The organism is Serratia sp. ME47, assembly GCF_903970925.1.
Classification (GTDB): Bacteria; Pseudomonadota; Gammaproteobacteria; order Enterobacterales; family Enterobacteriaceae; genus Serratia; species Serratia ureilytica.
Genome location: NZ_CAJCKE010000005.1, coordinates 229,093 through 254,038 on the forward strand (window position 1 = coordinate 229,093; position 24,946 = coordinate 254,038).

At 53.7% G+C, this 24,946-nt stretch carries 27 protein-coding genes and 1 tRNA gene; 13 read left to right on the plus strand and 15 right to left on the minus strand.

All coding sequences use genetic code 11. The annotated features are described in order from the left end of the window. The first annotated feature begins 1 nt into the window (after position 1). Both frdD and blc read left to right on the plus strand, forming a co-directional pair. Entirely contained in the window at positions 2-361 is a 360-nt protein-coding gene (gene frdD, locus H7A77_RS08310) for a fumarate reductase subunit FrdD (protein WP_004929672.1), read from the plus strand. A gap of 84 nt (positions 362-445) precedes the next feature. Further along, positions 446-979: an outer membrane lipoprotein Blc gene (gene blc, locus H7A77_RS08315; RefSeq protein ID WP_108680077.1), complete on the plus strand. Its 534-nt coding sequence runs from the start codon at positions 446-448 to the stop codon at positions 977-979. On the opposite strand, the gene sugE is transcribed toward blc, so the two are convergent. The 4 genes from sugE to efp all read right to left on the minus strand — a co-directional run bounded on the left by sugE (position 973) and on the right by efp (position 2,503). After that, a complete protein-coding gene (gene sugE, locus H7A77_RS08320) occupies positions 973-1,290 on the minus strand; it encodes a quaternary ammonium compound efflux SMR transporter SugE (protein ID WP_004929669.1) in 318 nt (105 codons plus the stop codon). The two genes, blc and sugE, sit on opposite strands and share 7 nt — an antisense overlap. 192 nt (positions 1,291-1,482) lie before the next feature. Next, the gene (locus tag H7A77_RS08325; protein WP_004929668.1) at positions 1,483-1,614 is read right to left on the minus strand and encodes an entericidin A/B family lipoprotein; all 132 of its coding nucleotides are present in this window, start codon (positions 1,612-1,614) and stop codon (positions 1,483-1,485) included. Positions 1,615-1,734: 120 nt separating this feature from the next. Continuing rightward, on the minus strand, positions 1,735-1,866 hold the full coding sequence (locus H7A77_RS08330) for an entericidin A/B family lipoprotein (RefSeq protein WP_004929667.1): 132 nt from the start codon (positions 1,864-1,866) through the stop codon (positions 1,735-1,737). Positions 1,867-1,936: 70 nt separating this feature from the next. Then, positions 1,937-2,503 (minus strand): elongation factor P, encoded by a 567-nt coding sequence (gene efp / locus H7A77_RS08335; protein WP_004929666.1) that lies wholly within the window; start codon positions 2,501-2,503, stop codon positions 1,937-1,939. A gap of 42 nt (positions 2,504-2,545) precedes the next feature. Here efp and epmB point away from each other — a divergent pair, with 42 nt between their 5' ends. Further along, entirely contained in the window at positions 2,546-3,574 is a 1,029-nt protein-coding gene (gene epmB / locus H7A77_RS08340) for an EF-P beta-lysylation protein EpmB (protein WP_042783506.1), read from the plus strand. A gap of 87 nt (positions 3,575-3,661) precedes the next feature. On the opposite strand, the gene H7A77_RS08345 is transcribed toward epmB, so the two are convergent. From H7A77_RS08345 to H7A77_RS08360, 4 genes are all read right to left on the minus strand, one after another. Next, positions 3,662-4,006: a DUF4156 domain-containing protein gene (locus H7A77_RS08345; RefSeq protein WP_025305007.1), complete on the minus strand. Its 345-nt coding sequence runs from the start codon at positions 4,004-4,006 to the stop codon at positions 3,662-3,664. A 368-nt stretch (positions 4,007-4,374) separates the two neighbouring features. Continuing rightward, positions 4,375-6,021: a chaperonin GroEL gene (groL, locus tag H7A77_RS08350; RefSeq protein ID WP_004929662.1), complete on the minus strand. Its 1,647-nt coding sequence runs from the start codon at positions 6,019-6,021 to the stop codon at positions 4,375-4,377. A gap of 44 nt (positions 6,022-6,065) precedes the next feature. Continuing rightward, entirely contained in the window at positions 6,066-6,359 is a 294-nt protein-coding gene (locus tag H7A77_RS08355; protein WP_004929661.1) for a co-chaperone GroES, read from the minus strand. 189 nt (positions 6,360-6,548) lie between these two features. Next, on the minus strand, positions 6,549-7,037 hold the full coding sequence (locus H7A77_RS08360) for an FxsA family protein (protein ID WP_004929660.1): 489 nt from the start codon (positions 7,035-7,037) through the stop codon (positions 6,549-6,551). A 369-nt stretch (positions 7,038-7,406) separates the two neighbouring features. Between H7A77_RS08360 and aspA the strand changes: the two genes are divergently transcribed. The 6 genes from aspA to H7A77_RS08390 all read left to right on the plus strand — a co-directional run bounded on the left by aspA (position 7,407) and on the right by H7A77_RS08390 (position 13,378). Next, positions 7,407-8,843: an aspartate ammonia-lyase gene (aspA, locus tag H7A77_RS08365; RefSeq protein WP_004929659.1), complete on the plus strand. Its 1,437-nt coding sequence runs from the start codon at positions 7,407-7,409 to the stop codon at positions 8,841-8,843. Between the two features lie 249 nt (positions 8,844-9,092). Next, on the plus strand, positions 9,093-10,394 hold the full coding sequence (locus H7A77_RS08370) for an anaerobic C4-dicarboxylate transporter (protein ID WP_016929379.1): 1,302 nt from the start codon (positions 9,093-9,095) through the stop codon (positions 10,392-10,394). Between the two features lie 109 nt (positions 10,395-10,503). After that, positions 10,504-10,827, plus strand: a complete 324-nt coding sequence (cutA, locus tag H7A77_RS08375) for a divalent cation tolerance protein CutA (protein WP_182074037.1) — start codon at positions 10,504-10,506, stop codon at positions 10,825-10,827. Continuing rightward, positions 10,803-12,524 (plus strand): protein-disulfide reductase DsbD, encoded by a 1,722-nt coding sequence (locus H7A77_RS08380; RefSeq protein WP_182074038.1) that lies wholly within the window; start codon positions 10,803-10,805, stop codon positions 12,522-12,524. The genes cutA and H7A77_RS08380 overlap by 25 nt, the downstream gene beginning before the upstream one ends. 42 nt (positions 12,525-12,566) lie before the next feature. Continuing rightward, positions 12,567-13,142 (plus strand): transcriptional regulator, encoded by a 576-nt coding sequence (locus tag H7A77_RS08385; RefSeq protein WP_015376374.1) that lies wholly within the window; start codon positions 12,567-12,569, stop codon positions 13,140-13,142. A gap of 160 nt (positions 13,143-13,302) precedes the next feature. Continuing rightward, positions 13,303-13,378, plus strand: a tRNA-Phe gene (locus tag H7A77_RS08390). Between the two features lie 198 nt (positions 13,379-13,576). On the opposite strand, the gene H7A77_RS08395 is transcribed toward H7A77_RS08390, so the two are convergent. From H7A77_RS08395 to H7A77_RS08405, 3 genes are all read right to left on the minus strand, one after another. Continuing rightward, positions 13,577-14,590 carry a site-specific integrase gene (locus H7A77_RS08395; RefSeq protein ID WP_147840626.1) on the minus strand — a complete coding sequence of 338 codons (1,014 nt, stop codon included), beginning with the start codon at positions 14,588-14,590 and terminating at the stop codon, positions 13,577-13,579. Positions 14,591-14,657: 67 nt separating this feature from the next. Beyond that, the gene (locus tag H7A77_RS08400; protein WP_182074039.1) at positions 14,658-16,367 is read right to left on the minus strand and encodes a TraI domain-containing protein; all 1,710 of its coding nucleotides are present in this window, start codon (positions 16,365-16,367) and stop codon (positions 14,658-14,660) included. Further along, positions 16,361-17,809 (minus strand): UvrD-helicase domain-containing protein, encoded by a 1,449-nt coding sequence (locus H7A77_RS08405; RefSeq protein WP_182074040.1) that lies wholly within the window; start codon positions 17,807-17,809, stop codon positions 16,361-16,363. The genes H7A77_RS08400 and H7A77_RS08405 overlap by 7 nt, the downstream gene beginning before the upstream one ends. Before the next feature lie 666 nt (positions 17,810-18,475). On the opposite strand from H7A77_RS08405, the gene H7A77_RS08410 reads away from it, so the two are divergent. The 4 genes from H7A77_RS08410 to H7A77_RS08425 are packed head-to-tail and all read left to right on the plus strand — an operon-like array spanning position 18,476 to position 22,507. Beyond that, the gene (locus H7A77_RS08410; RefSeq protein WP_143779445.1) at positions 18,476-19,309 is read left to right on the plus strand and encodes a helix-turn-helix domain-containing protein; all 834 of its coding nucleotides are present in this window, start codon (positions 18,476-18,478) and stop codon (positions 19,307-19,309) included. Positions 19,310-19,315: 6 nt separating this feature from the next. Further along, positions 19,316-20,302: a glycosyltransferase family 9 protein gene (locus tag H7A77_RS08415; RefSeq protein ID WP_182074041.1), complete on the plus strand. Its 987-nt coding sequence runs from the start codon at positions 19,316-19,318 to the stop codon at positions 20,300-20,302. After that, positions 20,295-20,798 carry a molybdopterin-dependent oxidoreductase gene (locus H7A77_RS08420; protein WP_182074042.1) on the plus strand — a complete coding sequence of 168 codons (504 nt, stop codon included), beginning with the start codon at positions 20,295-20,297 and terminating at the stop codon, positions 20,796-20,798. Before H7A77_RS08415 ends, H7A77_RS08420 begins: the two co-directional genes overlap by 8 nt. Then, the gene (locus H7A77_RS08425) at positions 20,795-22,507 is read left to right on the plus strand and encodes a hybrid sensor histidine kinase/response regulator (RefSeq protein ID WP_182074043.1); all 1,713 of its coding nucleotides are present in this window, start codon (positions 20,795-20,797) and stop codon (positions 22,505-22,507) included. Before H7A77_RS08420 ends, H7A77_RS08425 begins: the two co-directional genes overlap by 4 nt. A gap of 53 nt (positions 22,508-22,560) precedes the next feature. On the opposite strand, the gene H7A77_RS08430 is transcribed toward H7A77_RS08425, so the two are convergent. The 4 genes from H7A77_RS08430 to H7A77_RS08445 form a co-directional block, all read right to left on the minus strand. Then, complete coding sequence (locus H7A77_RS08430) at positions 22,561-23,250, minus strand: N-6 DNA methylase (RefSeq protein ID WP_182074059.1); 690 nt, start codon at positions 23,248-23,250, stop codon at positions 22,561-22,563. A 115-nt stretch (positions 23,251-23,365) separates the two neighbouring features. Next, positions 23,366-24,289, minus strand: a complete 924-nt coding sequence (locus H7A77_RS08435; protein ID WP_182074044.1) for a DUF1281 domain-containing protein — start codon at positions 24,287-24,289, stop codon at positions 23,366-23,368. A gap of 104 nt (positions 24,290-24,393) precedes the next feature. Further along, positions 24,394-24,669, minus strand: a complete 276-nt coding sequence (locus H7A77_RS08440) for a hypothetical protein (protein ID WP_182074045.1) — start codon at positions 24,667-24,669, stop codon at positions 24,394-24,396. After that, positions 24,662-24,940 (minus strand): TA system toxin CbtA family protein, encoded by a 279-nt coding sequence (locus H7A77_RS08445; RefSeq protein ID WP_049209639.1) that lies wholly within the window; start codon positions 24,938-24,940, stop codon positions 24,662-24,664. Before H7A77_RS08445 ends, H7A77_RS08440 begins: the two co-directional genes overlap by 8 nt. Positions 24,941-24,946: the final 6 nt, after the last annotated feature.

Here is a 24,946-nt window from a genome sequence, read left to right on the forward strand (position 1 = left end):
CATGATAAATCAAGCACCTAAACGCTCCGACGAGCCGGTTTTCTGGGGATTGTTCGGCGCCGGCGGCATGTGGGGCGCGATCGTCGCGCCGGCTATCGTGCTGCTGGTCGGCATCCTGCTGCCGCTGGGACTGTTCCCCGGTGAAGCGCTGGGTTACGAGCGCGTGCTGGCGTTCTGCCAGAGCCTGATCGGCCGCCTGTTCCTGCTGCTGATGATCATTCTGCCGCTGTGGTGCGGCCTGCACCGCATCCACCATGCGATGCACGATCTGAAGATCCACGTGCCGGCCGGCAAGTGGGTGTTCTACGGTCTGGCGGCAATCCTCAGCGTCGTCACCGTCATCGGCGTCGTCACGCTGTAAACCGCTCGGGTGGCCAACGCCCGTTGGCCGCCCTTTTCTCATCGGCTACACTGTCTACTCGCCCCCGGTAAACAGGAGTCACCGATGCGTTTATGGTCAAAGCTTTGCGTCATGCTTTCCGCCCTGCTCTCCGTCGCCTGCAGCGTCTCCCCGCCTAAAGACATCAAGGTCGTGAACAATTTCGACAGCCAGCGCTATCTCGGCACCTGGTATGAGATCGCGCGTCTGGATCATCGTTTTGAACGCGGTTTGCAGCAGGTGACCGCCCACTACAGCCCACGCGCCGACGGCGGACTGAACGTCATCAATCGCGGCTTCAATCCGCAGAAACAGCAATGGCAAGAAAGCGAAGGCAAAGCCTACTTTATCGGTTCACCGCAGGTCGCGGCGCTGAAAGTGTCGTTCTTCGGCCCCTTCTATGGCGGCTACAACGTCATTGCCTTGGATCCGGCGTATCGCTACGCGCTGGTTTGCGGCCCGAACCGCGACTATCTGTGGATCCTGTCGCGCACGCCGACGCTTGACGCCGCCGTGCGCGACCGCTTATTGCAGACAGCCAAAGGCTACGGTTTCGCCACCGACAAGCTGATTTGGGTGCAGCAGTCCGCCGATCAGTGACTGCTGAACTTCAGCCCGAGTATGCCGACCACGATCAGGCACAGGCTGATGATGCGCGCGATATTGGTCGATTCGCCCAACAGCACCATGCCCATGATGGCCGCGCCTACCGCGCCGATGCCGGTCCACACCGCGTAGGCGGTGCCGGCGGGCAGCGTTTTCATGGCGTTGGCCAACAGCAACATGCTGACCACCATCGCGGCGATGGTGATGATGCTCGGCGTCAGCCGGGTAAAACCGTGGGTGTATTTCAGACCGATAGCCCAAACCACTTCGAGCAAACCGGCGATAAGCAGAATAATCCAGGCCATGAGACGGCCTCCCTACCACTGGGGTCGTCCCCGATAAAATGACGCGTAAACGGGTCGTCCCGTTTAGCGAGGTGATGCATGACGGGTAACCTCACCCGCACTGCGGCAGGATAGCAGCAGCGTTAACGCTCAGGCAAGGGATAGAAATGTGGCGGCTCTCCGCAGCCGGAACGCCGCCGGGTGGAATGCGGATTATTCCGCGCTGCGCTGAATAGCCTTGCCGCCGGCCTGAATGTCTTCACCCACACCGCGGGTGGTATTACAGGCGGTCAGCGAGCTCAAAATCATCAAAGAGAAGATCGCGATAATACTTTTCTTCAGCATAAGAAAGTCCTTATTTGTCGTTGATGAAAAAGTACGGCTTTCTAAGCGTAGTCAAAATTGACGGAGGGTGTGGGATCGTGACCGGCTTTGTGGCGCAAATACATCGGGTTAAAGGCGGGATCAGCTGGCCGTGCGGGAGATGGCGCCGCCGAGATGCTGAACGTCTTCGCCGAAACCGCGAAACGTATTGCAACTGCTGAGGGAGAAAAGGAACAACAGGGAGAGCACGGCCAACAGCGTTTTCTTGAACATGCGGATTTTCTGCCAACGAACGGGGATGGGATAAAACAGAGGAACCGCGGGGGTTCCTCTGTTTTGAAACTTACTTAACGCGAGAGACGTATTCGCCAGAGCGAGTGTCAACCTTGATCACTTCGCCGATCTGGACGAACAACGGCACTTTTACCACGGCGCCGGTGCTCAGGGTAGCCGGCTTGCCGCCAGTCCCTGCGGTATCGCCTTTCAGGCCAGGATCGGTATCGGTGATTTCCGCTTCGATGAAGTTCGGCGGCTGAACGGCGATTGGACGGCCATCCCACAGGGTGATGATGCACTCTGCGTTATCCTGCAGCCATTTGGCAGCGTCGCCGACGGTTTTGCCGTCAACCTGATGCTGTTCGAAAGACTCAGGGTGCATGAAGTGGTAGAACTCACCGTCGCTGTACAGGTAGTTCATGTTGGTGTCCATCACGTCTGCGCCTTCGCAAGAATCGGTAGACTTGAAGGTTTTTTCCACGCGGGTGCCGGTCAGCAGACGGCGCATTTTCACGCGCGCGAACGCCTGGCCTTTGCCCGGCTTAACGAACTCACTGGCTTCGACGGCGTAAGGTTCGCCCTCGAACATGATTTTAAGACCCGGACGGAAATCGTTGCTAGAATAAGTCGCCATGATGGCCCTCTGAATATTTGAACTGGTAGCTTAGCCAAAAAAATGGCACACATTATAACCCAAAGTACGGCACATAGAGAAGATTGGTTGCATCAACTCGCCGATGTTATTACCGATCCCGATGAATTACTGCAGCTTTTGTCACTGAATACGCACCCGGAACTGCCGCAGGGGCGCGATGCCCGTCGGCTGTTTGCCCTGCGCGTGCCGCGCGCCTTCGCTGCGCGCATGCGCCCCGGCGATGCCAACGACCCGCTGCTGCGCCAGGTGCTGACCGCCAGAGAGGAGTTCATCAACGCCCCAGGGTTCACCACCGATCCGCTGGATGAACAGCGCAGCGTGGTGCCGGGCCTGCTGCACAAATACCGCAATCGCGCGCTGCTGCTGGTCAAAGGCGGCTGTGCGGTCAACTGCCGTTACTGTTTCCGCCGTCACTTCCCCTATCAGGATAATCAGGGCAACAAGAACAACTGGCGGCAGGCGCTGGATTATATCCGCCAACACCCGGAACTGGACGAGATCATTTTTTCCGGCGGCGATCCGCTGATGGCCAAAGACAGCGAGCTGGAGTGGCTGGTCGGCGAGCTGGAGGCCATTCCGCACCTGAAACGCCTGCGCATTCACACCCGTCTGCCGGTGGTGATCCCGGCGCGCATTACGCCGGCGCTGTGCCGCCTGCTGTCGGCCTCGCGCCTGCAGGTGCTGATGGTCACGCACATCAACCACGCCAACGAAATCGACCGCGAGCTGCAGAGCGCCATGGCCCAGCTGCGCCTCGCCGGCGTCACGCTGCTCAACCAGAGCGTGCTGCTGCGCGACGTCAACGACGATGCCGATACGCTGGCGGCGCTCAGCAACGCGCTGTTCGACGCCGGCATCCTGCCCTATTACATCCACGTGCTGGACAAGGTGCAGGGCGCGGCGCATTTCATGGTCAGCGACGATGAAGCGCGCGTCATCATGCAGGCGCTGCTGAGCAAGGTGTCCGGTTATCTGGTGCCGCGCCTGACGCGTGAAGTGGGCGGCGAACCGAGCAAAACGCCGATCGACCTGCGCCTGATGCAGGAGTGACGCGCGCCACAGGGCTCGACGAAACGAAAAGAGGAATGCCGTGGCATTCCTCTTTTTTATCTCTTCGCGGCGTTAGGCCTCAGCGCCTTACGGGCACTTGTAAACCTGGCCGACCATTTTGCTGTCCAGCGGCGCGAAGCTGGAGAGCAGGTTCTGGCTTGGGCTGTTGGCGCCGTAAATGACGTTGCCGCCCATCGCCGCTGCCTTGTTGCGCAGATCGTTGGCCGCACCGCGCATGGAGCTGCCTTCACCGCCGTTGCCGGACAGCCAGTTGCTCTGGGTGCCGGTCACTTCCCCCAGCAGCTGGCATTCCGCCGCCGGCTTGCTGTCGGTGAACTTGATCTGCTGACCCGCAGCGGTCAGTTCATGAGTGGTGCTGCAACCCGCCAGCAGCATCGCTGCCGAAAGACCCAGTAAGGCTTTAATCCGCATCTTGTTCCCCATTCGATGTTGAGAATTACGCAAAATCTTCTACCCGTCGCCTTTCAAGCTGTAGCGTTGTTGACTGCACTCGCTCACCCCAGTTACTTACTCAAGTAAGCGCCTGGGGACTCACGAGCTGGCCGCCTAGCTACAACTTGAAATTCATAGGGTATATCAGAAAGCGATGCCATCTCTTAAGCATCCGTTGCCACGCGAGCGGGCCAACGTCTTGAGCGACAGCTGATGACTTACCAGTTTACCAGCTAAATCGCCCCGGGCGGCAAAAATATCATCAAATACAGTGCGGCGGCGCTCAGGCATAAAAAAACCCCGGTCATTTGACCGGGGCTTTCAGCACACAAGCGTGTGGGGGATGATTACATCATGCCGCCCATGCCGCCCATGCCACCCATGCCGCCTGCTGCGCCCAGATCCGGTGCGTCAGCCTTCGGCAGGTCGGTGACCATGCATTCGGTGGTGATCATCAGGCCAGCCACGGAAGCCGCGTACTGCAGAGCAGAACGGGTCACTTTGGTTGGATCCAGGATACCCATCGCGATCATGTCGCCGTATTCTTCAGAGTAAGCGTTGTAGCCGTAGCTGCCTTCGCCCGCTTTCACCTGGTTGGCGATAACGGAAGCTTCTTCACCGGCGTTGACCACGATCTGACGCAGAGGGGCTTCCATTGCGCGCAGCGCAACTTTGATACCCACGTTCTGGTCTTCGTTGTCGCCTTTCAGCGCGGCGATTTTGCCTGCAACGCGGATCAGCGCGACGCCACCGCCGGCAACCACGCCTTCTTCCACTGCAGCGCGGGTCGCGTGCAGGGCGTCTTCAACGCGTGCTTTCTTCTCTTTCATTTCAACTTCAGTCGCTGCGCCAACCTTGATAACGGCAACGCCGCCGGCCAGTTTCGCTACGCGCTCCTGCAGTTTTTCACGATCGTAGTCAGAGGTCGCTTCTTCGATCTGCTGACGGATCTGAGCAACGCGGCCCTGGATGGTCGCTTCGTCGCCCACGCCATCGATGATGATGGTGGTGTCTTTGTTGATGACAACGCGTTTCGCCTGACCCAGGTCTTCCAGGGTGGCTTTTTCCAGCTCCAGACCGATCTCTTCAGAGATAACGGTACCGGCAGTCAGGGTAGCGATGTCCTGCAGCATGGCTTTACGACGGTCGCCGAAGCCAGGTGCCTTAACGGCAGCCACTTTCACGATGCCGCGCATGGTGTTGACCACCAGGGTCGCCAGCGCTTCACCTTCAACGTCTTCAGCGATGATCAGCAGCGGTTTGCCTGCTTTGGCAACGGCTTCCAGCACCGGCAGCATTTCGCGGATGTTGGAGATCTTCTTGTCAGCCAGCAGGATGAACGGGCTTTCCAGCTCAACAGAACCGGTTTCCGGCTTGTTGATGAAGTATGGAGACAGGTAACCGCGATCGAACTGCATACCTTCAACCACGTCCAGCTCGTCTTGCAGGCCGGTGCCTTCTTCAACGGTGATAACGCCTTCTTTGCCCACTTTCTCCATCGCTTCCGCGATCAGTTTACCCACGGTTTCGTCGGAGTTGGCGGAGATGGTGCCGACCTGAGCGATAGCTTTGGAGTCGGAGCAAGGCACGGACAGTTTTTTCAGTTCTTCAACCGCAGCGACAACCGCTTTGTCGATGCCGCGCTTCAGATCCATCGGGTTCATGCCTGCAGCAACCGCTTTCAGGCCTTCGGTGATGATGGATTGAGCCAGTACGGTTGCAGTGGTGGTGCCGTCGCCCGCCGCGTCGTTCGCTTTGGAGGCCACTTCTTTCACCATCTGTGCGCCCATGTTCTCGAACTTGTCTTCCAGTTCGATTTCACGCGCAACGGAAACGCCATCTTTGGTGATGGTCGGTGCGCCGAAAGATTTATCCAGCACTACGTTGCGGCCTTTCGGGCCCAGGGTCACTTTTACTGCATCAGCGAGAACATTCACGCCGCGGAGCATTTTCACGCGAGCGTCATTGCCGAATTTTACGTCTTTAGCTGCCATTGGTATTTCCCTTCAACTCGTTCAGTTCAGAAGATAAAGCGCAATTACGCTTCAACAATTGCCAGAATGTCGCTTTCGGACATGATCAACACTTCTTCATTGTCGATCTTCTCTGCTTTCACGCCGTAGCCGTCGTTGAAAATCACGATATCGCCAACTTTCACATCCAGCGGTTGGATGTTGCCGTTTTCCAGCACACGCCCTTTACCCACTGCAACCACTTCACCGCGAGTGGATTTACCCGCAGCAGAGCCAGTCAGGACGATGCCGCCAGCAGATTTTGATTCAACTTCTTTGCGCTTGACGATAACGCGGTCATGCAATGGACGAATACTCATTGAACGCTCTCCTGTAAGAAGGTCTCTATCAGATTTAGGGTTGTACACCGGATGGTTGTTATTACCGGCCTCGTGGCATTTGAGATGGGGGCGTTCCAGCCCCCTTCAAGGGGGCGAACAAAAAAAATTTCGCATTTTTGGTCCGACGAGTGCCGCAGAGATGAAAAACGCGGCCAGAGCCGCGTTTGCTTAACGATCGTGAGGTTTGCGATCCTCGTCCGGGCGGTGTTCCAGCACCGGGCGTTCATCGTCCTTGCGCTGGAATTCGCCGTCGAAGGTATTGCCGTTGGCGGCGTCGCCGCCCGTCCAACCGCCGGGGCGATACACCGACAGGTGCGGCATCAGTTTCAGCGTCAGCGATTTTTGCACCGGCGGCAGCAGCAGCAACAGGCCGAGGAAATCGGTGAAGAAGCCCGGTATCAGCAGCAGGAAGCCCGCCAGCACCAGCGAAACGCTTTTCACCATTTCCGCCGCCGGGCTTTCGCCGGCCGCCAGTTTTTGCTGCATCTGGACGAAGGTTTTCATGCCCTGATTGCGCACCAGAGAAATGCCGACGCAGGAGCTGAACACCACCAGCAGCAGGGTGACAGCCACGCCGAGCACGGCGGCGACTTTGATAAAGATGGATATTTCTATGTAAGCCAGCAGAAATATCAGCAGTAGCGGTAACCAGCGCACCTGGTTCTCCTATCGGTAGGTAAGGCACGGCCGCCACGGGGCGACGGCGCGAAAAAAGAGGCCGTAAACGGCCGACACTATTACAATGAGGGCATCCCCCCACCATTTCAACCGAGAGCCGGTTTTTATTGCTAAAGTTCACAAACGTGAAAGAAGTCACAGAACCGAAAAAGGGCATATCCTTAAACACCATAAGGTGATCTGGATTCAGTCATTTCTTACCAACCAGCATATGATCTGGGCAGCTACGGGCGATTTGGTTAATCGTTTCACGCCCCAAGCCTTCGGCAATATTAATTTAGGCTGTGCCCTTACTAGCCTTGACCTGACAAATTATTAATTCGGCAGCAACACATAGAGAAGGTTCTCATGTCAAACAACATTCGTATCGAAGAAGACCTGTTAGGAACACGTGAAGTCCCCGCAGACGCTTACTACGGAGTTCACACTCTGCGTGCGATTGAAAACTTCTACATCAGCAACAGCAAAATCAGCGATGTCCCCGAGTTCGTTCGCGGCATGGTGATGGTGAAAAAGGCCGCGGCGATGGCCAACAAAGAACTCAAAACCATCCCGCGCAAAATCGCCGACGTAATCATCCAGGCCTGCGACGAGGTGCTGGATAAAGGCAAGTGCATGGATCAGTTCCCGGTGGACGTATTCCAGGGCGGCGCGGGCACCTCGCTGAACATGAACACCAACGAAGTGCTGGCGAACATCGGCCTGGAGCTGATGGGCCATCAAAAAGGCGAATACCAGTACCTGAACCCGAACGATCACCTCAATAAATGCCAGTCCACCAACGACGCCTACCCGACCGGGTTCCGCATCGCGGTGTACGCCTCCAACCAGAAACTGATCGACGCCATCAACCAGCTGCGCGAAGGCTTCGATCGCAAGGCGAAAGAGTTCGAAACCATCCTGAAAATGGGCCGCACCCAGCTGCAGGACGCGGTGCCGATGACCCTCGGCCAGGAATTCCACGCCTTCAGCGTGCTGCTGAACGAAGAGACTCGCAATCTGCACCGCACCGCGGAGCTGCTGCTGGAAGTGAACCTCGGCGCCACCGCCATCGGCACCGCGCTCAACACCCCGGAAGGCTACCAGCCGCTGGCGGTGCAAAAACTGGCGGAAGTCAGCGGCCTGCCGGTGGTGCCGGCAGAAGACCTGATCGAAGCCACCTCCGACTGCGGCGCCTACGTGATGGTGCACAGCGCGCTCAAACGCCTGGCGGTGAAACTGTCCAAAATCTGTAACGACCTGCGCCTGCTCTCCTCCGGCCCGCGCGCCGGCCTGAACGAAATCAACCTGCCGGAGCTGCAGGCGGGATCGTCCATCATGCCGGCCAAAGTGAACCCGGTGGTGCCAGAAGTGGTCAATCAGGTGTGTTTCAAGGTGATTGGCAACGACACTTGCGTTACCATGGCGGCCGAAGCGGGCCAGCTGCAGCTGAACGTGATGGAGCCGGTGATCGGCCAGGCGATGTTCGAGTCGATCCACATCCTGACCAACGCCTGCTACAACCTGCTGGAAAAATGCATTAACGGCATCACCGCGAATAAAGAAGTCTGCGAACACTACGTCTTCAACTCGATCGGTATCGTCACCTATCTGAACCCGTTCATCGGCCACCATAACGGTGACATCGTCGGGAAGATCTGCGCCGAAACCGGCAAGAGCGTGCGCGAAGTGGTGCTGGAACGCGGCCTGCTGACCGAAGCCGAGCTGGATGACATCTTCTCCGTGGAGAACCTGATGCACCCGGCCTATAAAGCCAAACGCTATACGGATGAAAATGAACAATAACAGACCTACCCGGTAGCCCTGAAAGGCACGCTAAATCCTCTGGATAGCGTGCCTTTTTACTTTTAGGCGCCCACAAAATTTTAACGTTTTATTTTCAATTTACACCCTAAATCATTGGGACTGCATCAAGGCGGCAAGAGCGCAAGTCCCCAGGAGCTTACTCAAGTAAGTGACTGGGGTGAGCGCTCGCAGCCAACACCGATGCAGTTTCAAGGATGACGGGAAATCTCATTTTAAGGAGTAAACACTATGCTAGCCGTAGAATTGGTTATCGTTCTGCTGGCCATCTTTTTAGGGGCCAGATTGGGCGGTATCGGTATCGGGTTCGCGGGGGGATTGGGCGTTCTGGTCCTGGCGCTGATCGGCGTCAAGCCGGGCAGCATTCCTTTCGACGTGATTTCCATCATCATGGCGGTGATCGCGGCGATCTCCGCCATGCAGGTCGCCGGGGGGATGGACTACCTGGTGCAGCAGACCGAAAAGCTGCTGCGCAAGAACCCCAAACATATCACCATTCTCGCCCCTATCGTCACCTACTTCCTGACCATCTTCGCCGGCACCGGCAACATCTCGCTCTCGGCGCTGCCGGTGATCGCCGAAGTGGCGAAAGAACAGGGCATTAAACCTTGCCGGCCGCTGTCGACCGCCGTGGTCTCCGCCCAGATCGCCATCACCGCCTCGCCGATCTCCGCCGCGGTGGTGTACATGTCTTCGGTGATGGAAGGCCACGGCGTCAGCTACCTGCACCTGCTGATGGTGGTGATCCCGTCCACCTTCTGCGCGGTGCTGGTGATGTCGCTGCTGGTGACCTGGCTGTTCGACTCCAAACTGTCTAACGATCCGGTGTACCTGAAACGCCTGGAAGAAGGCCTAATCACCCTGCGCGGCAACAACGCGCTGGCGATCAAACCACGCGCCAAAACCTCGGTGCTGCTGTTCCTGCTCGGCGTGCTGTGCGTGGTCGCCTACGCCATCATCAACAGCCCGGGCCTGGGTCTGGTGGCCAAGCCGCTGATGAACACCACCAACGCCATTCTGATCATCATGCTGAGCGTCGCCACGCTGACCACCCTGCTGTGCCGCGTCGACACCGACATGGTGCTGAACTCCAGCACCTTCAAGGCCGGCATGAGCGCCTGTATCTGTATCCTCGGCGTCGCCTGGCTGGGCGATACTTTCGTCCAGGCCAACATCGATTGGATCAAAGAGACGGCCGGCAGCGTCATTCAGGCGCACCCGTGGCTGCTGGCGGTGATCTTCTTCTTCTGCTCGGCGCTGCTGTACTCGCAGGCCGCCACCGCCAAGGCGCTGATGCCGATGGCGCTGGCGCTGAACGTGTCGCCGCTGACCGCCGTCGCCTCCTTCGCCGCCGTTTCCGGCCTGTTCATCCTGCCGACCTACCCGACATTGGTCGCCGCGGTGCAGATGGACGATACCGGCACCACGCGCATCGGCCGCTTCGTGTTCAACCACCCGTTCTTCATTCCCGGCACCATGGGCGTGATTTTCGCGGTGGTATTCGGCTTCCTGCTCGGCAGCGTCATGCTGTAAGGCGTCGACCGGGGCTGCGGCCCCGGTTTTCTTTCTGGCGATAAACTCGCCTTCTAGCCAATCCGCCTTCAGGGTATAGTGCCCATTCGAACCGATGAGAGGGCTGAAGATGTCTGATTGCGAAGCTGTCGTCATACTCTGTACCGCACCCGATGAAGCCAGCGCCCAGGAACTGGCGGCGCGGGTCCTGGGCGATAAGCTGGCGGCCTGCGCCACGCTGCTGCCCGGCGCCACCTCGCTGTATTACTGGGAAGGGAAGCTGGAACAGGAATACGAAGTGCAGATGCTGTTCAAAAGCGATCGCCGCCGTCAGCAAGCCCTGCTCGACACCCTGAAACAACATCACCCTTACCAGACGCCTGAGCTGCTGGTCTTGCCGGTGATGGTCGGAGATAAAGACTACCTGTTATGGATCAACGCTTCATTAAACTGATTTTGCTGCTGTGCAGCCTGTGCTTCCTGCCGCAGGCGGCGCAGGCTTCTCTGTTCGCGCCGAAGGGCGGCAGCCAGTTCGTGCCCGTCGATCAGGCCTTCGCCTTCGATTTCAAACAGCAAGGCGGCCAGGTGACGCTGAACTGGCAGATCCGCCCCGGCTATTACCTGTATCGCCAGCAGATCAAACTGGTGCCGCAGCAGGCGACGCTCGGCGCCTTTACCCTGCCGGAAGGGCTGAGCCACAAGGACGAGTTCTTCGGCGAAGTGGCGATTTTCAAACAGCAGCTGAATCTGCAGGTGCCGCTGCAACAGGCGGCGGCCAACGCCAGCCTCAGCGTCACCTATCAGGGCTGCGCCGAAGCCGGCTTCTGCTATCCGCCGGAAACCCGAACCATCCCGCTGGACGCGGTCAGCGCCACCGCAGCCGCGCCGCTCCCGGCGGTTGCCTCTGAGCCAGCCGAACAATCCGCAACACCAGCCAGCCTGCCGTTCTCGCCGCTGTGGGCATTGCTGATCGGCATCGGCATCGCCTTCACCCCCTGCGTACTGCCGATGTACCCGCTGATCTCCGGCATCATCCTCGGCCGCGACCGGCCGCAAAGCAGCGGCCGCATTCTGGCGCTGGCGCTGGTTTACGTGCAGGGCATGGCGCTCACCTACACCCTGCTGGGCTTGGTGGTGGCCGCCGCCGGATTGCAGTTCCAGGCGGCGCTGCAGCATCCTTACGTGCTGATTGGCCTGTCGGCGCTGTTCATCGCGCTGGCGCTGTCGATGTTCGGCCTCTATTCCCTGCAGCTGCCCTCGGCGCTGCAAACCCGGCTGGCGAGCTGGAGCAACACCCAGCGCGGCGGCTCACTGACCGGCGTGTTCCTGATGGGCGCTCTGGCCGGGCTGATCTGTTCCCCCTGCACCACCGCGCCGCTCAGCGCCATCCTGCTGTATATCGCCCAGAGCGGCAATCTGTGGGCCGGCGGCGGCACGCTGTACCTGTACGCGCTGGGGATGGGCATTCCGCTGGTGATCGTCACCCTGTTCGGCAACCGCCTGCTGCCGCGCAGCGGCCCGTGGATGCAGTACGTGAAAGAGGCCTTCGGCTTCGTCATTCTGGCGCTGCCGGTGTTCCTGCTGGAGCGGGTGATCGGCGACCTGTGGGGACTGCGCCTGTGGAGCCTGCTCGGCCTGGCGTTCTTCGGCTGGGCCTTCGCCCTGAGCCTGAGAAGCACACGCGGCTGGGCGCGCGCTCTGCAACTGCTGCTGCTGGCGGCAGCGGTGATCGCCGCGCGGCCGCTGCAGGACTGGGCTTTCGGTGCTGACCAGGCGCAGCAGGCGGCTCAGCCGCATCTGGCCTTTACCCGCATCAACAACGTCGAACAGCTCGATCTCGCGCTGCAACAGGCGCGGGGCAAACCGGTGATGCTGGACCTGTACGCCGACTGGTGCGTAGCCTGCAAAGAGTTCGAGAAATACACCTTCAGCGATGCGGCGGTGCAGGCGAGCCTGGCCAACGCGGTGCTGCTGCAGGCGGACGTCACCGCTAACAGCGCGGAACAAGCGGCGCTGCTGAAGCACCTGCAGGTGCTGGGGCTGCCGACGATCCTGTTCTTCGATCCGGCAGGCCGCGAGCTGACGGCCGAGCGGGTCACCGGTTTTATGAAGGCGGAAGCCTTCAACGCGCATTTGCAGAAAGTGATGTGATAACTGACACTGAAGATCGGAAGCGAATGGGAGGAAGCACAAGTGCAACGTGAACACGTCCTTGATACCGCGCTGGGCCTGCTGGAACAACAGGGCCTGGCGACCGCCACATTAGAGATGCTGGCGGAAAAACTCGACGTTCAGCCCGGCGATCTCAAACGGTTCTGGCCGGATCGCGAAGCGCTGCTGTACGACTGCCTGCGCTACCACGGCCAACAGATCGACACCTGGCGCCGCCAGCTACTGCTGGACGAAAATCTGAGCCCGCAGCAAAAGCTGCTGGCGCGCTATGACGTGCTGGCGGAATACGTGCAGCAAGACCGCTACCCCGGCTGCCTGTTTATCGCCGCCTGCAGCTTCTTCCCGGAAACGGATCACCCGATCCACCAACTGGCGGAGCAACAGAAGCTGACCTCGCTGGAGCTGACCCGCGAGCTACTGCGCGACATGGATGCCGACGACGCCGACATGGTGGCGCAGCAAATGGAGCTGATTCAGGAAGGCTGCCTGAGCAAACTGCTGGTAAAACGCCAGCTCCAGGACGTATCGGTCGCCAAACGGCTGGCGGAAGACATCTTGCAGGTGGCGCAGTGCCGCCGCAACGGGGCGTTGAGCTGAATCGGCAGGGTTGGCAGCGCCACCAACCCGAGGCGATAGCCCCAACAGGCGCATTTTTTGCGCCCTTTGCCTGAAAAGCCAGCAACCGGAGGCATTTTCGCGTATTTCACGCATAAAGCCGTTGACGGCTTTCGGCCAATACGGTTTAATGCTGCCCGTTGCCCGGATAGCTCAGTCGGTAGAGCAGGGGATTGAAAATCCCCGTGTCCTTGGTTCGATTCCGAGTCCGGGCACCACTAATTCTGCATGAAAGCACGCTGGTTAGAGGTAATCCCTTTAACGGGCGGAACAAAGGAACTAGCAGGTTGATATCGCAGTGTTTTTCGAATTTGCACACTCGATGTTAATAACTAGGTTCCTCTCAAAAGGGATGCCTGTGTGCCTGCACAGGCGTCCTTTTCTCGATCACTGGTGATTTTTACAGCTTGTTAAAGTTATGTCAAGGCGTGTCTGCGCCCTTCTTTACCGTTGGGCGCGACATCCATATACAGTGACAATTCATTCTCAAGTGCTTGACCTGTAATCTTCAAATCCAGCTCAACATACTCCATCGTTGTACTGACACTCCGGTGTCCCAGCAGACCTTTAACCATTGCCAAATTACGATCAGGTGACTTCATCATCTCAGTCGCCAGGGTATGCCTGAACCGATGTGGGCTAACCTTAAAACCACACTCTTTTGTTAGTCTGGTGAAAAACGAGCGAACAGGTTGTATTGCCGGCTCGGAGTCAACCTCACCCAATGGCGCCAAGAATCGCGCCACATCGAACAGGTAATCTGCTGGTTCGGCCCCCTGTTCTATTGCGCGCTCAACAAGTATTCGCATGCGGTCCCGGACAAAAGTGACGATAGGAACTAACCACTCGCGATGCGTTTTACTCCCTTCTTTACACAGCAACATCGAGTTTGCCTCAAGATCAACGTCCATCAGTCGTATATGCAATAACTGGTTTTGTCTCATCCCCGTCGAACGCAAAATATCGATAACTGTCCGCCAATACCAAACAGGAAAGAGAGCACATGAGCGGCTTTTGCCCACTTGACGTTTTTCGCGCTCTTCAAATTGCTCTAACACCAGATTAATCCTGACCAACTGATCACGATTCAATATTTTTTTACGCTTACTACCCGGTGGTACTTGCGTTTCGTTTAAGGGGTTCTCCTCTATATTTAACCATTTTTTCTTTATTCCCTGATTGTAAATCGCACGCAAATGGCGAGCCTTATTATTCCAGGTACTCGTGGTAATCCCCCTTCCCAGCATATCTCTACGCCACAAAATCAGCTCTCGGTTCGTAACTTCATCCGGTAACGTGTCATATCCAATAAATTTCCTGAAAACGGCGACTACGCGACGATAACTTTTTTCAGTTTCTGGACGTAACGCCTTTGAGAAAAAATACTCTTCGAGCAAAGTTTCCCAATCCATTACACGTGGTATATGCATGATATCTCCCTAGCATAAATAGAAGTCCTGCGAACTTAATATGACCGCAAGACACGATTAATCCCTGTTAAGGGATCACCAGCACCGGACTGTCGTCAGGTAAGTTCCCCCCTCGATAGAGCAAACTTGCTTTAACGAGGTAACCTTTGGTTCGTTTAAATGCCCCTGTATGTTCTGATGTTTCATACAGGTGAGCAAAATAAAATCGCTTACCCTTTATTCGTCGATGTATATCCAGACGTTCAAAATCCTCCTGGAGAGCCTCTCGTTTAGAACCATCCAAACCAAACTGCTTCAAATACAGATAAAAAATTCCAGGCACAGTGATAAAAACAAAACCAGAAACAAGATGAACCCTCGCCTCTACAGTATTGATGAGGATCTGATTAGAATTGAGCCCATCGACTAACCAACGCCAAAAGACTTCCCCGCGAGTTATCCCCTCATCGCCTTCAATACTCAGTTTCTGTGATTGCGAAGAAGCGAGATCTGTAGTTTGAGGGACACAAAATTCGGGAGTTGAAAATGCCGCTTCCGAAGCGATATCATCAATGGTGTCTGACTCCTGGTTTAGTTCTGCAGCTTCAACTGCCTGAGTCACTTCAGCAGTAAGCGCAGGATTAGCGGCAAGCAGTGGGCCTTCATCTTCGTGAGGGGCGTCCCCGAGCTCCTGTTCAGACCGGTTCCCCGGAGCAGACATCTCAACCGCCATTAAAGACAACAGAGCCTGCATATCTTCTTCTACACCAGCCACCGTTTCTGGTGCCAGGGCCATCTCATCCAAAGGCTTATCGTTGACCGGCGCATCCAGTGCCGAGCTAAGTAACACTTCCGTGACTAACGGTGCATTTTCGTTGGGCTGATCTAATGTCTCTGCTGGCACTTGCTCCTGAGCGAGAGGGGGACGGATACTGCTGACTGCGCTTTGCAAATCAGTCTCGGGTACTGAAGAGGTGATACTTTCTGTCGCCGGCGCCACTGACGGTAAGGTTATTGCCAATGTGTCGGAGTTGGATATCGGCAAAAGCGATACGGCCAAACCATCGCCACGCGCCAGTTTGGCCGCCTCCAGAGTAATGTCGTCAATTGCAGGTAATGTGCTCGGTTGCCTGGACGCTATCGTCATCAACGAATGTATCGCCGCTGGTAGTGTTGACAACCATTCAATAAGTTCTTCAGGCAGCAGTCGTGCCGCAATCATTGCACTCTGACTGCTGGCCAGAGTCGGAGCTAACGGAGTGGCTCTGAAGCGAAAACGGTAAGGTTCACCCGGCACCGTCAAACCAGGTAACCAGGCGCGACCACTTTGGAACTCGCCCTGCAGCTGAGTCAACAGCGGCAGGTAGTGCCATAGCGCAGCATAAAACACCACGACATTCCACTGCACATTCTGGGCGGATTGTTCTTCGGGCGCGGCCCCTGGGGGCAACATGTGCCCTTTGGCCAGTCGAACCGCATACGTCGTCGTCTGCAGGGTAACATCGACTAGCCCTCCTTCCCTGGCATACTCCCCCTGAGGCGCGGCCGGAAGTACCTGCATCAGCGTAACAAGCTGCTTCAAGGGTTGCAGATAGAAATGTTCATAAAGATCTTTGGGCAGTGCGCTGTTCTCCCACAGCTGCTGTAAACACTGCTGACGAGAGGCCGTGCTCAAAAGCTGCTCTGCGGATGCCGGCATAAAATAACCTACAGGACATTGAGAGGCTGAAATGCTTGCCGTTGGATTTGCCGACATAACCCGGGTTCCAACCAGCAGTTCTTTGATAGCCTTCAGCATGCCAGGTCTCCGGCGATATCATTACCCTCGTTGTCCATTAACACCTGGAGCAATTCATTCAGTACCAGCGTTTGCCGGGCCCGGGTCACAGCGACATACAGCAGGTTGGTTTCATCGGTACGTTCGCTGTCGGCCATCAGAGGATCTGTGATATCGGCAAAATCATGATTCAACACCACCACAGGCCACTCCAGCCCTTTGCTTCGATGCGCCGTCGAAACGGTTACCTGAGCCTGGCGTTCATCAGTCACTGCATGCTCGCGCATCACCTGCAGCTTTTGTGGCAGCGGGAAGTACTGTTCGAGTAACCGCAGGCCTTGGTTCATTTCAACATCCCGGGTTGCTCTGGCAACCGACTCAAACTCCTCAAAGTTGCGGTATTCTCGCGCCAGCAGCGGAGATTGCATCCGCTCAGGCATGTCAGCCGAGAACCAGTACAGATCTTCCAGTTCTTCCGTTTTATAGCCGCTGATACCCCCAACCCAGTACACTTTCTTGCCGGCCAGGCTGGCATCCAGCGCAGCGCCGATGACCCCCGCTACCGTTCGGCTCAATATGGCAACAGGCTGCCCCTTCACGTCATCAGGTATGCGCCCTACAACCCTGTCGTTTCCCCCCTCCCCGACCACAGACATCGTTTCGCCTTGCCGGGCCAGCAGCATATTGGCCACCTGGGCCACGGCAGGTCCAAAACGGAAACTGTGCGTCAGGTAAAGTTGGTCCGCATCGGCCAACTCAGGAGCATCGAGGGCATTTTCCGCGCCTCGGAATCGGTAGATTTGTTGATGCCGGTCGCCGACCAACACCACATCACAGCTCTGCGCCAGTACCAGTGACTGCGTCACCGGATTCGCGTCTTGCCCCTCGTCAAACAGGAGCGTCTGCCAGCGTTTGGAAAGGTCGGGCTGAGAGAGCTGATACAGCTTGAGGTAAACGTCATGGGTGACAGGGAAAGTACCATCCTGGCGTGCAGACTCGCGCCAAAGCAATTGCGCCGCTGCCAGGATTTTATCGGGCGACAAACCACTGCGTGAGTCTTCATCAGGCAAGTGTTGCAAACCCAATTCGCCATCCCCACTGCAGAGGAAAGTGTTAAAGGTCGTGATAGATGTGCGTGCCAGCGGCCAATAGCGGGTATTGAGTTGGCGAGCAACGTCAGTGATCCGCAGGTTAGCTGTCAACCGCCGCTGATAATGGCGCCCGAAGTTAGGCCAAGCCAGCTGATGCGACGTCTTGCATTCGACATTAAAAGGGAATTTTTGCTCGGCCTCATCCCTGACTGCACGGTTATAGGCAAGATAAAGCATCCTGCAATCCGGGTTTGCCTGGGCAAAACGGACCAATGTAGACGTTTTACCGGTGCCGGCAAACGCCCTGACCACCAGGCGATGGCCGGACCAACCAATGATGGCGGCCTGTTCAGGTGTATCACAATAAGACATAAGCAGCACTCCGTAAAACTTGACCGGCGCTTATCCTGCGCAGGTCAGTACAGCCAGCACCACAGAAAAACCTTTTCCCGAAAGAAATAGATTCCCGCAGTCAGCCGTTTTCAGGTTGATAGACAGTTATCAACCCCTCATTGCTGGAGTCTCTTAGGGCAAAAACAGTGGGGAAGCCTATACCTCCGAAGGCAACCCCAAAGCTAACAATCTATTGTTTTATTGTGTTTTTATCAGGTTTCCCTGGTGCCAAGAACAACAAATATCAGGTGATTTTATTACGGGGCGTTCCGACGATTCACAAAATGCATCTACAAATGAAAAGTCCACCCTCATGATTTTTGCGCATCCCTCCGCATCGTTTGGTTATTTCCCCAAACTCTGAGTGGGCGCTTTCTCTGGTGTTGTGCGCTATAGCATCACCTGAGCGTTATGCTCTTCCAAAAGGAGATGAACATAACGCTTAGAAGCCTCAGTTAAGCACCGCGAGCCTCCACACTCAGACTTCTTTTTAACAACCAATGTGACTCGCTGTCAATACAAATGACACTATGGCGATTATTTAAATCATTTTGAGACATTGCAGAGTGCAACTTTATTGAAAAAAACAACTTTGAGTGTACAATGATGGCTGTTTTTTAAACCGAAACAGGCTGAAGGTGGGAGATGGCAATCAACAATAAAACTGCCCTGGGGGAAGTCATTGCCAAAGCGATGACGATGAAAGGCATTCCAAAACAAAAGCATATTAGCCACACCAGTCGCGTTCTGGAGATCACCATAGCTGCAGCACAGAAAAAGATGAGCGGCGCATCAAACTGGGAGGTATCGCAACTGGTTAAAGTAGTTGACTCTATCGGTATGACAACGAGTGACTTCTTCGACATCTATAATTATTCAATAAATGAAGTGCATGATGCCGTCTGGAATGATGGCAAGACCCATGTTAAATGCAAAATATATTTATCCGAAGTAAAAACCAATGATGCAACTGAATACTCAGCCGTGAAAATCAACGATGAATGGGTTGTTTTTCACACTAACGATATAAAGGACGATGTATTGTTTGAGTCGAAGCGCAACATTGATATAATTCAACTCTACCCTCAAAAGCAGAGTCTAAAAAAACACCGAATCGCAATTCTTGATGATGACAAAAACATCGTAGACAGTCTCAAAGAAATAATTGCCAATAATGAATATCTTGTTGATGCATTTTATGACATTGAGTCATTAGAAGAACGTCTGATAAACACCCCTTATGATGCATACATCCTGGATTGGGTCGTTGGGGAAAAAACCGCTTTCAATACGATAAAAGAGATAAGGAAGACAGAGAATAATAACGCTATGATACTGGTTCTTACCGGGCAACTGCCTGGAATTGTAGATAGTGAGATCGCCAGCGCAATAAATGATTATGATATCACTGGCCCTCACGAAAAACCGATAAAAGCCAGTGTAATAAAGTCATTGGTGGATAAACATTTCCCTGAGTGAATGATTATGGATGATTATTTGTTGACGTATACAGGCAGTCTATTGCTGGACGGAAGATACATCGTATCGCCTTATGGAGTGAGTAAAGAAAGCCCCTGTGGTGATCTTTCCCCACTGAACAACCCTGCGATTTTCAATAACTCAATCAATGAAGTTTCCGTAGACTATTCAAAGGTCAAAAGCCTGACTGTCATCAATGGGTTAGGCGTAACGCTAGGTGACTCAGTTGTTGGAATATCTGCCCTACATGCAATAAAGAAAATCAATCCAAGAATTGCAATCAGAGTCATTCGCCCCGAAAATTGTCCTGACTATGTAAATGAAATTTATACGCTCGCGAAGCATATTATAGATGATATTTCCTATATGCCGTTTGACATTACCAGTTTTTCAGACGCAGACCTCGTTATAGATATAGGAAATCAGTTGTACTGGAAAGGTTTTGACACATTGGAGATGCACGATTTCTTTTTAAGGAATCTGGGTGTCGAGCACAGCCAGGTTTCAACCTCATTAAAAAGTAATGCCTGGCTAAGGTACTCGCCCATTGAAGATCTGAACCTGGGTGAGTATGTACTCTTCTGCCCATATGCAAGCACAAAGATAAGAAGCATCCCCACGCGATACCACAGGAACATCATCTCTTATCTGAGTGGAAGGTTCAGAGTTAAAGTACTTGGTTTCAGTGAAATCAGCCATGAAAACTATACGAATATCACAGGATTGTCAAAAAACACCGTTTCCTTTGCCTCCATCATTAAAAATGCGAAGCATCTTTACACATGTGACTCAGCAGCCTTACACATTGGCGCAGGATTTAACACGCCCACCACGTGTATATTCACCACAGTGAAACCTGAGCTTCGTAGCTTATACTATAAAAACTGCGAATCCATTTACATAGGAAATAATGAAACAGAGGGCGTTCATAACAGTGAAAATGTACGCTTACTTGACTTAATCAATAAGGAGTTTGAGGTTTATTATGCGTAAATTGATGTTATCGGGAATATTCTGCTTAGTTACTTTATTCATTTCCCTCCCTTCTTTCTCGAAAACAGGAGATATCTATATTGACGGAGATATAACCCACAGAAATTATGGAGCAGGATACATTTTGACAGCGGCGGAATTTAACACACTGGAAAAATACCACATAAAAACAACAACATCCTGGACTGAGTTGGGTCACGTCGTGGATTTCGAAGGAGTAAAGTTCAAAGATTTGTTAAATGTGGTCGGCGCACGTGGGAAAACTTTAAGAATGAGGGCATTAAATGATTACTGGGTTGACATTCCGGTCTCTGACGTCGAAGAATTCGATATGCTGCTGGCAAACAAAATGGATGGAAAACCATTGAAAGTTAGAGACTTTGGCCCGTACTTCGTCATTTACCCGATGGACAAGTTTTACGGTAAACTCAATACGCCCGTTTATCAAGCTCGTCATATCTGGCAGGTAAGCGGCATAACGGTACTAGATAAATGAAACTAAAAAAGCTCATCATTCAGTACTTATTGGTTTTCCTGGTACTAACAGGTGGATTTGTGTGGATGTATGAGCAATACTTTTCCACGCGCCATAATATTAACTCAGCGGGTCCACAAGAAAACTATGCCTGGGCAATTGCAAAGTTTGCTATCCGACTGGCTGGATTCAATGCCAAAATTGAACACCAGTTACGGCTAGGGATCGATGACAAAGACGAGTTGCAAAAAGAATTGGATATTCTTTTCTCAAGCTCTAATGTACTGCTCCATAAAAGTATATCGACCAGATATTTATATGACGAAGCTGGTTATGCTAGAACGGTTGAACAAATACATTCAAATCTTGAGAAAATCGATATCGAATTAAAAAAGAAAAACACGAACTACTCGAACCTGCTTGAAATCATTGAGTTAATAGGTCTGGACAACAAAGAGCTCATCGTTATCTCGGACCATGCTGAAGTCAGGCAAAGAGACATTATACAGCAGGATTATATTAACAAAGCCAACTCGATGCGGTTTCCCATTGCCATCCTGTACGTTATTTTTTCATTGATGCTTTTCGTTTCATATCGGCAGGTAAAATCCATTAACAAGCAGCTGGAGTCCGAGAAGAAATCATTTAACAACAAGAATGCATTCCTTGGTGTATTAGGTCACGAATTGAGAACTTCACTTCAGGCAATAATCTCATCGGTGGAGGTGATCACCCAACAAAAAGACGTCGTAGCATTCTCTCACTTTGAGCGATTAGAGAATGCCGCCATGAAAATGGAACGTCAAATGAAAGACCTCGCAGAGTTTGCCAAAGTTGACAATGGCAATGTTGAAATAAAAATCTCATCATTCAACTTACATAAGCTCGTGCATGATACTGTTGAGCAAAGTATCACTATTTTGAACAAGAAAAACATCAATGTAAGCATAGATGGAATTGAAAATATATATGTAAAAAGCGATCCTTCCAGGATTATGCAAATCATAGAGAACATTGTCACCAATGCTATAAAGTATACTGAGAATGGAAATGTACAGATAAGCGCAGTCATCCGCGACAAGTCCAGACTGGTCATTATGGTAAGAGACACGGGTCGGGGTATTCCGAAAGATAAAATTGATACAATCTTCTTCCCGTTCATCAGGGTTGGCGGCGATAACAAAGTTCCAGGCTTTGGTATGGGATTGGCCATTGTCCACGGTGTTGTTAAAGCCATGAACGGGACTATTGATGTTGAAAGTGAGGTGGGCAAAGGGAGCACATTCACCGTTTCATTACCCATTGAGTTTTCAAAACATGAAGAAACGGTCATTCCCACCGATATGGATAATATCACTTTTTCAGCCAAAGGGATCAGGGTGTTAATTATCGATGATAATGAAATGGCCTGTGAATCATTGGTGTCAATTCTTCAGCATGAGTTTACAGTCGAGTATACGACCTCCCCAGAACGGGCTTTGGAGAAGTTATATAGGAAATCCTTCGATCTTGTTTTGAGCGATCTGCAGATGCCTATAATGACAGGTGATGATTTATATAAAAGAGTCAAAGAGAATAAAGGACCAAATAAAAGCACGCCATTCATATTCATCAGTGCATATACGAGCGAAAGCCCCATTAAAGATGTTGAGATCTTAACCAAGCCAGTTAGATTGAATGACATCAAAAAAGCCATAGAGTCAGTTCTGGCCAGGAACATGGACTTATAAAATACATCCCGTAATTAATACGAAAAAATCGCCCCAGTCAGGGGCGATTGTTGTCAACGAATCGCTTTAAACTCTCTAAGCGTCTGTAATCGAAGTGGCCATTGTTCTAACCAATGCATCGGGGTACACATCACCAATCGCCGTTCATCTGCCAGTGCATTCCCCAACACAACTTCTCCAGGAATGCCAAGCGAAGACAACTGAATATATGCCATCGACATCGCTACCACATCGATATCAACGCAGGAAACCCACATATGCTGTGAAGGCATGTACCCCAACGCCTGAATCTCGGCCGCAGCGGCGATCATCATGGCGCCGGCACCACACGCAGGCTCACTGATCGTCACGAACGGTTGAGTCAACAACCGTTGCTCCAGTCCGGTGAATTGCAGTTTGGCCATCATGGATGCCACACTCCAGGGTGTAAAAAACTGCCCACGATGTTTATCACCAAGCTCCAGACTCATGAAAGCCATACCCAAAAAATCACAAGGTTTAGCGGCCAGTGCTATTCGTACCAGAGCAAGTAAGTGCGCCAGGCGTTCGACATCCTCACGTTCATACCCTTTGATGAGCGACATGTACTGCTTCTCCAGCGCGTCGTCCGGACAAAAGCGGTTGTGTATTGCTATCGCGCCGCACTGAACAAAGTCAGAAAAGACCTTGTACCGGTGATGGTAGCGTGCCGTTTGGCCAAAGAGGCCGATGAATTGGTTTTGTGCTTCAGTAAACGTCAGCATGGTGAACTCCATTAACAAAGGGAGTTCACCCGCCGTGGGAGAACTCCCCCACGGGAAAAAAAAGACCACCGGGATACCGGTGGTCATAGGTTAGTGCTTCAGCAAAAAACGGTGATTAGCCGGCTGCTGCATTCGGTGACAAGGGAATAGAATCCTTGTCGGCGTAGGTCAGGTGGATCACCTCACCTTCCTCAACCCCAGCCGCTATTCGTCCACCGTCGACATGCTCGCCGCGGTCGTAGCGATCGTAGCCGCTGCGTTCCGCATCAGGCATATACCAGGTATGTTCCACCTGGCAGCTAAACAACTCAGACACTCTCCCGATAACCTCACCGGCCGGCGGGTACCACGGAGAATCGAAGTGTACCGTCAACGTATTGATGCCATCACGTACGCAACCGACATTATGGCCAGCCGGCCACTCGACGCCGTATTGCCGACCATAGAGATCAGTGGTGGTCGGCACATCACGCAGCAGCCCGCCTGAGCCATTCAGTTCAGTTGCCAGTCGCGTCGGGATCAACATCAGCATATCGCATGGCGCGGTATACTCAGGCATCACGCCCAAACGTTCCCAGCAGATGCCAGCATCGATGTCAGGGCTCACCCCCACCAGTCCGAACCAGTCCGCATATTGGCGCGACAGTACATCCGCCATACACGCCTTCGCGACGTTGGGGATATTCTCCCATTTCACCGCATCGATACCCGACTGGCGGTAGAGTCGCTCTATCAGGCGAATGTTCTCACCCGTTAACGGTACATCCGCCTTCAGCAACCCGAACCAGTGTTCAAAGGCCAGATTCTGAGGCGATGCAATCCCCGGCTGCGTTAACAGTCCCGGGTAAGGCACATAAACACCGGGTTTTGTCGTCGCCGGCTTCAGTATGCCGGCACACCCGGCCAGGAACAGCCGGCAGCTTTGTTGAACAGCATGACGGTAGTCAGGAACAACATGGCCATTGGCCCATTGCTGCAGTTCATCCACAAAAACGGATTGGCCCGTGATAACTAAACGGTTATTGCACCAGTTCGACATGGTCGTTCTCCTCTTCTTACAAGAAAAAGAGGGAGCTTTCCCCAGCGGGGGAAAGTCTCCCCCGTTGGGTTAGGTGTTACCTCATGATGGTCAGGACACGGATACTACGCTTCGTGGTCTTGCTCGCCGTAGTGAGCCCGGTATACCTGATGTTCGTCGCCATTAGCGACCAATCCCAGCTGTACCAATATTCCGCGCTCCCACGAGCCCGGACGTCGGCTACCATCGGCGATACTCGCCAGAATGTAATGGATCAGGCCCTCGACATTCTCAAGCTGAACGGCGCCACAGGTCTGCTGAAGCTTCAGCATGTAGGCCAGCTCGCGGGCAATCTCAGGGTCAACGGTTATCTGCAGCCCCTTATTGGTGGCTTTAGTCATCGGTTATCTCCTGTTCTGTTTCACCGATCACGCCCAGCTCTTCCACCTGGCGCAGATACGGTGATGATGAGGTAAAGGGATTGGCGCCAAGGCGTACCAGGTGGTATTTATCCACCAGGTTGTTGATCGCCTCAAACGGCCGCACTCCCGCTTCCTGTAAAGCCATCACGCACTCCGCTTCACACAGATCGGTATCGTTTAACGCCAGGCCAAAATATTTGGCCAGTAACCTGCCGGCAATGGTCTGCCAGTAACGTTGTTCAATCGTCATCACCAG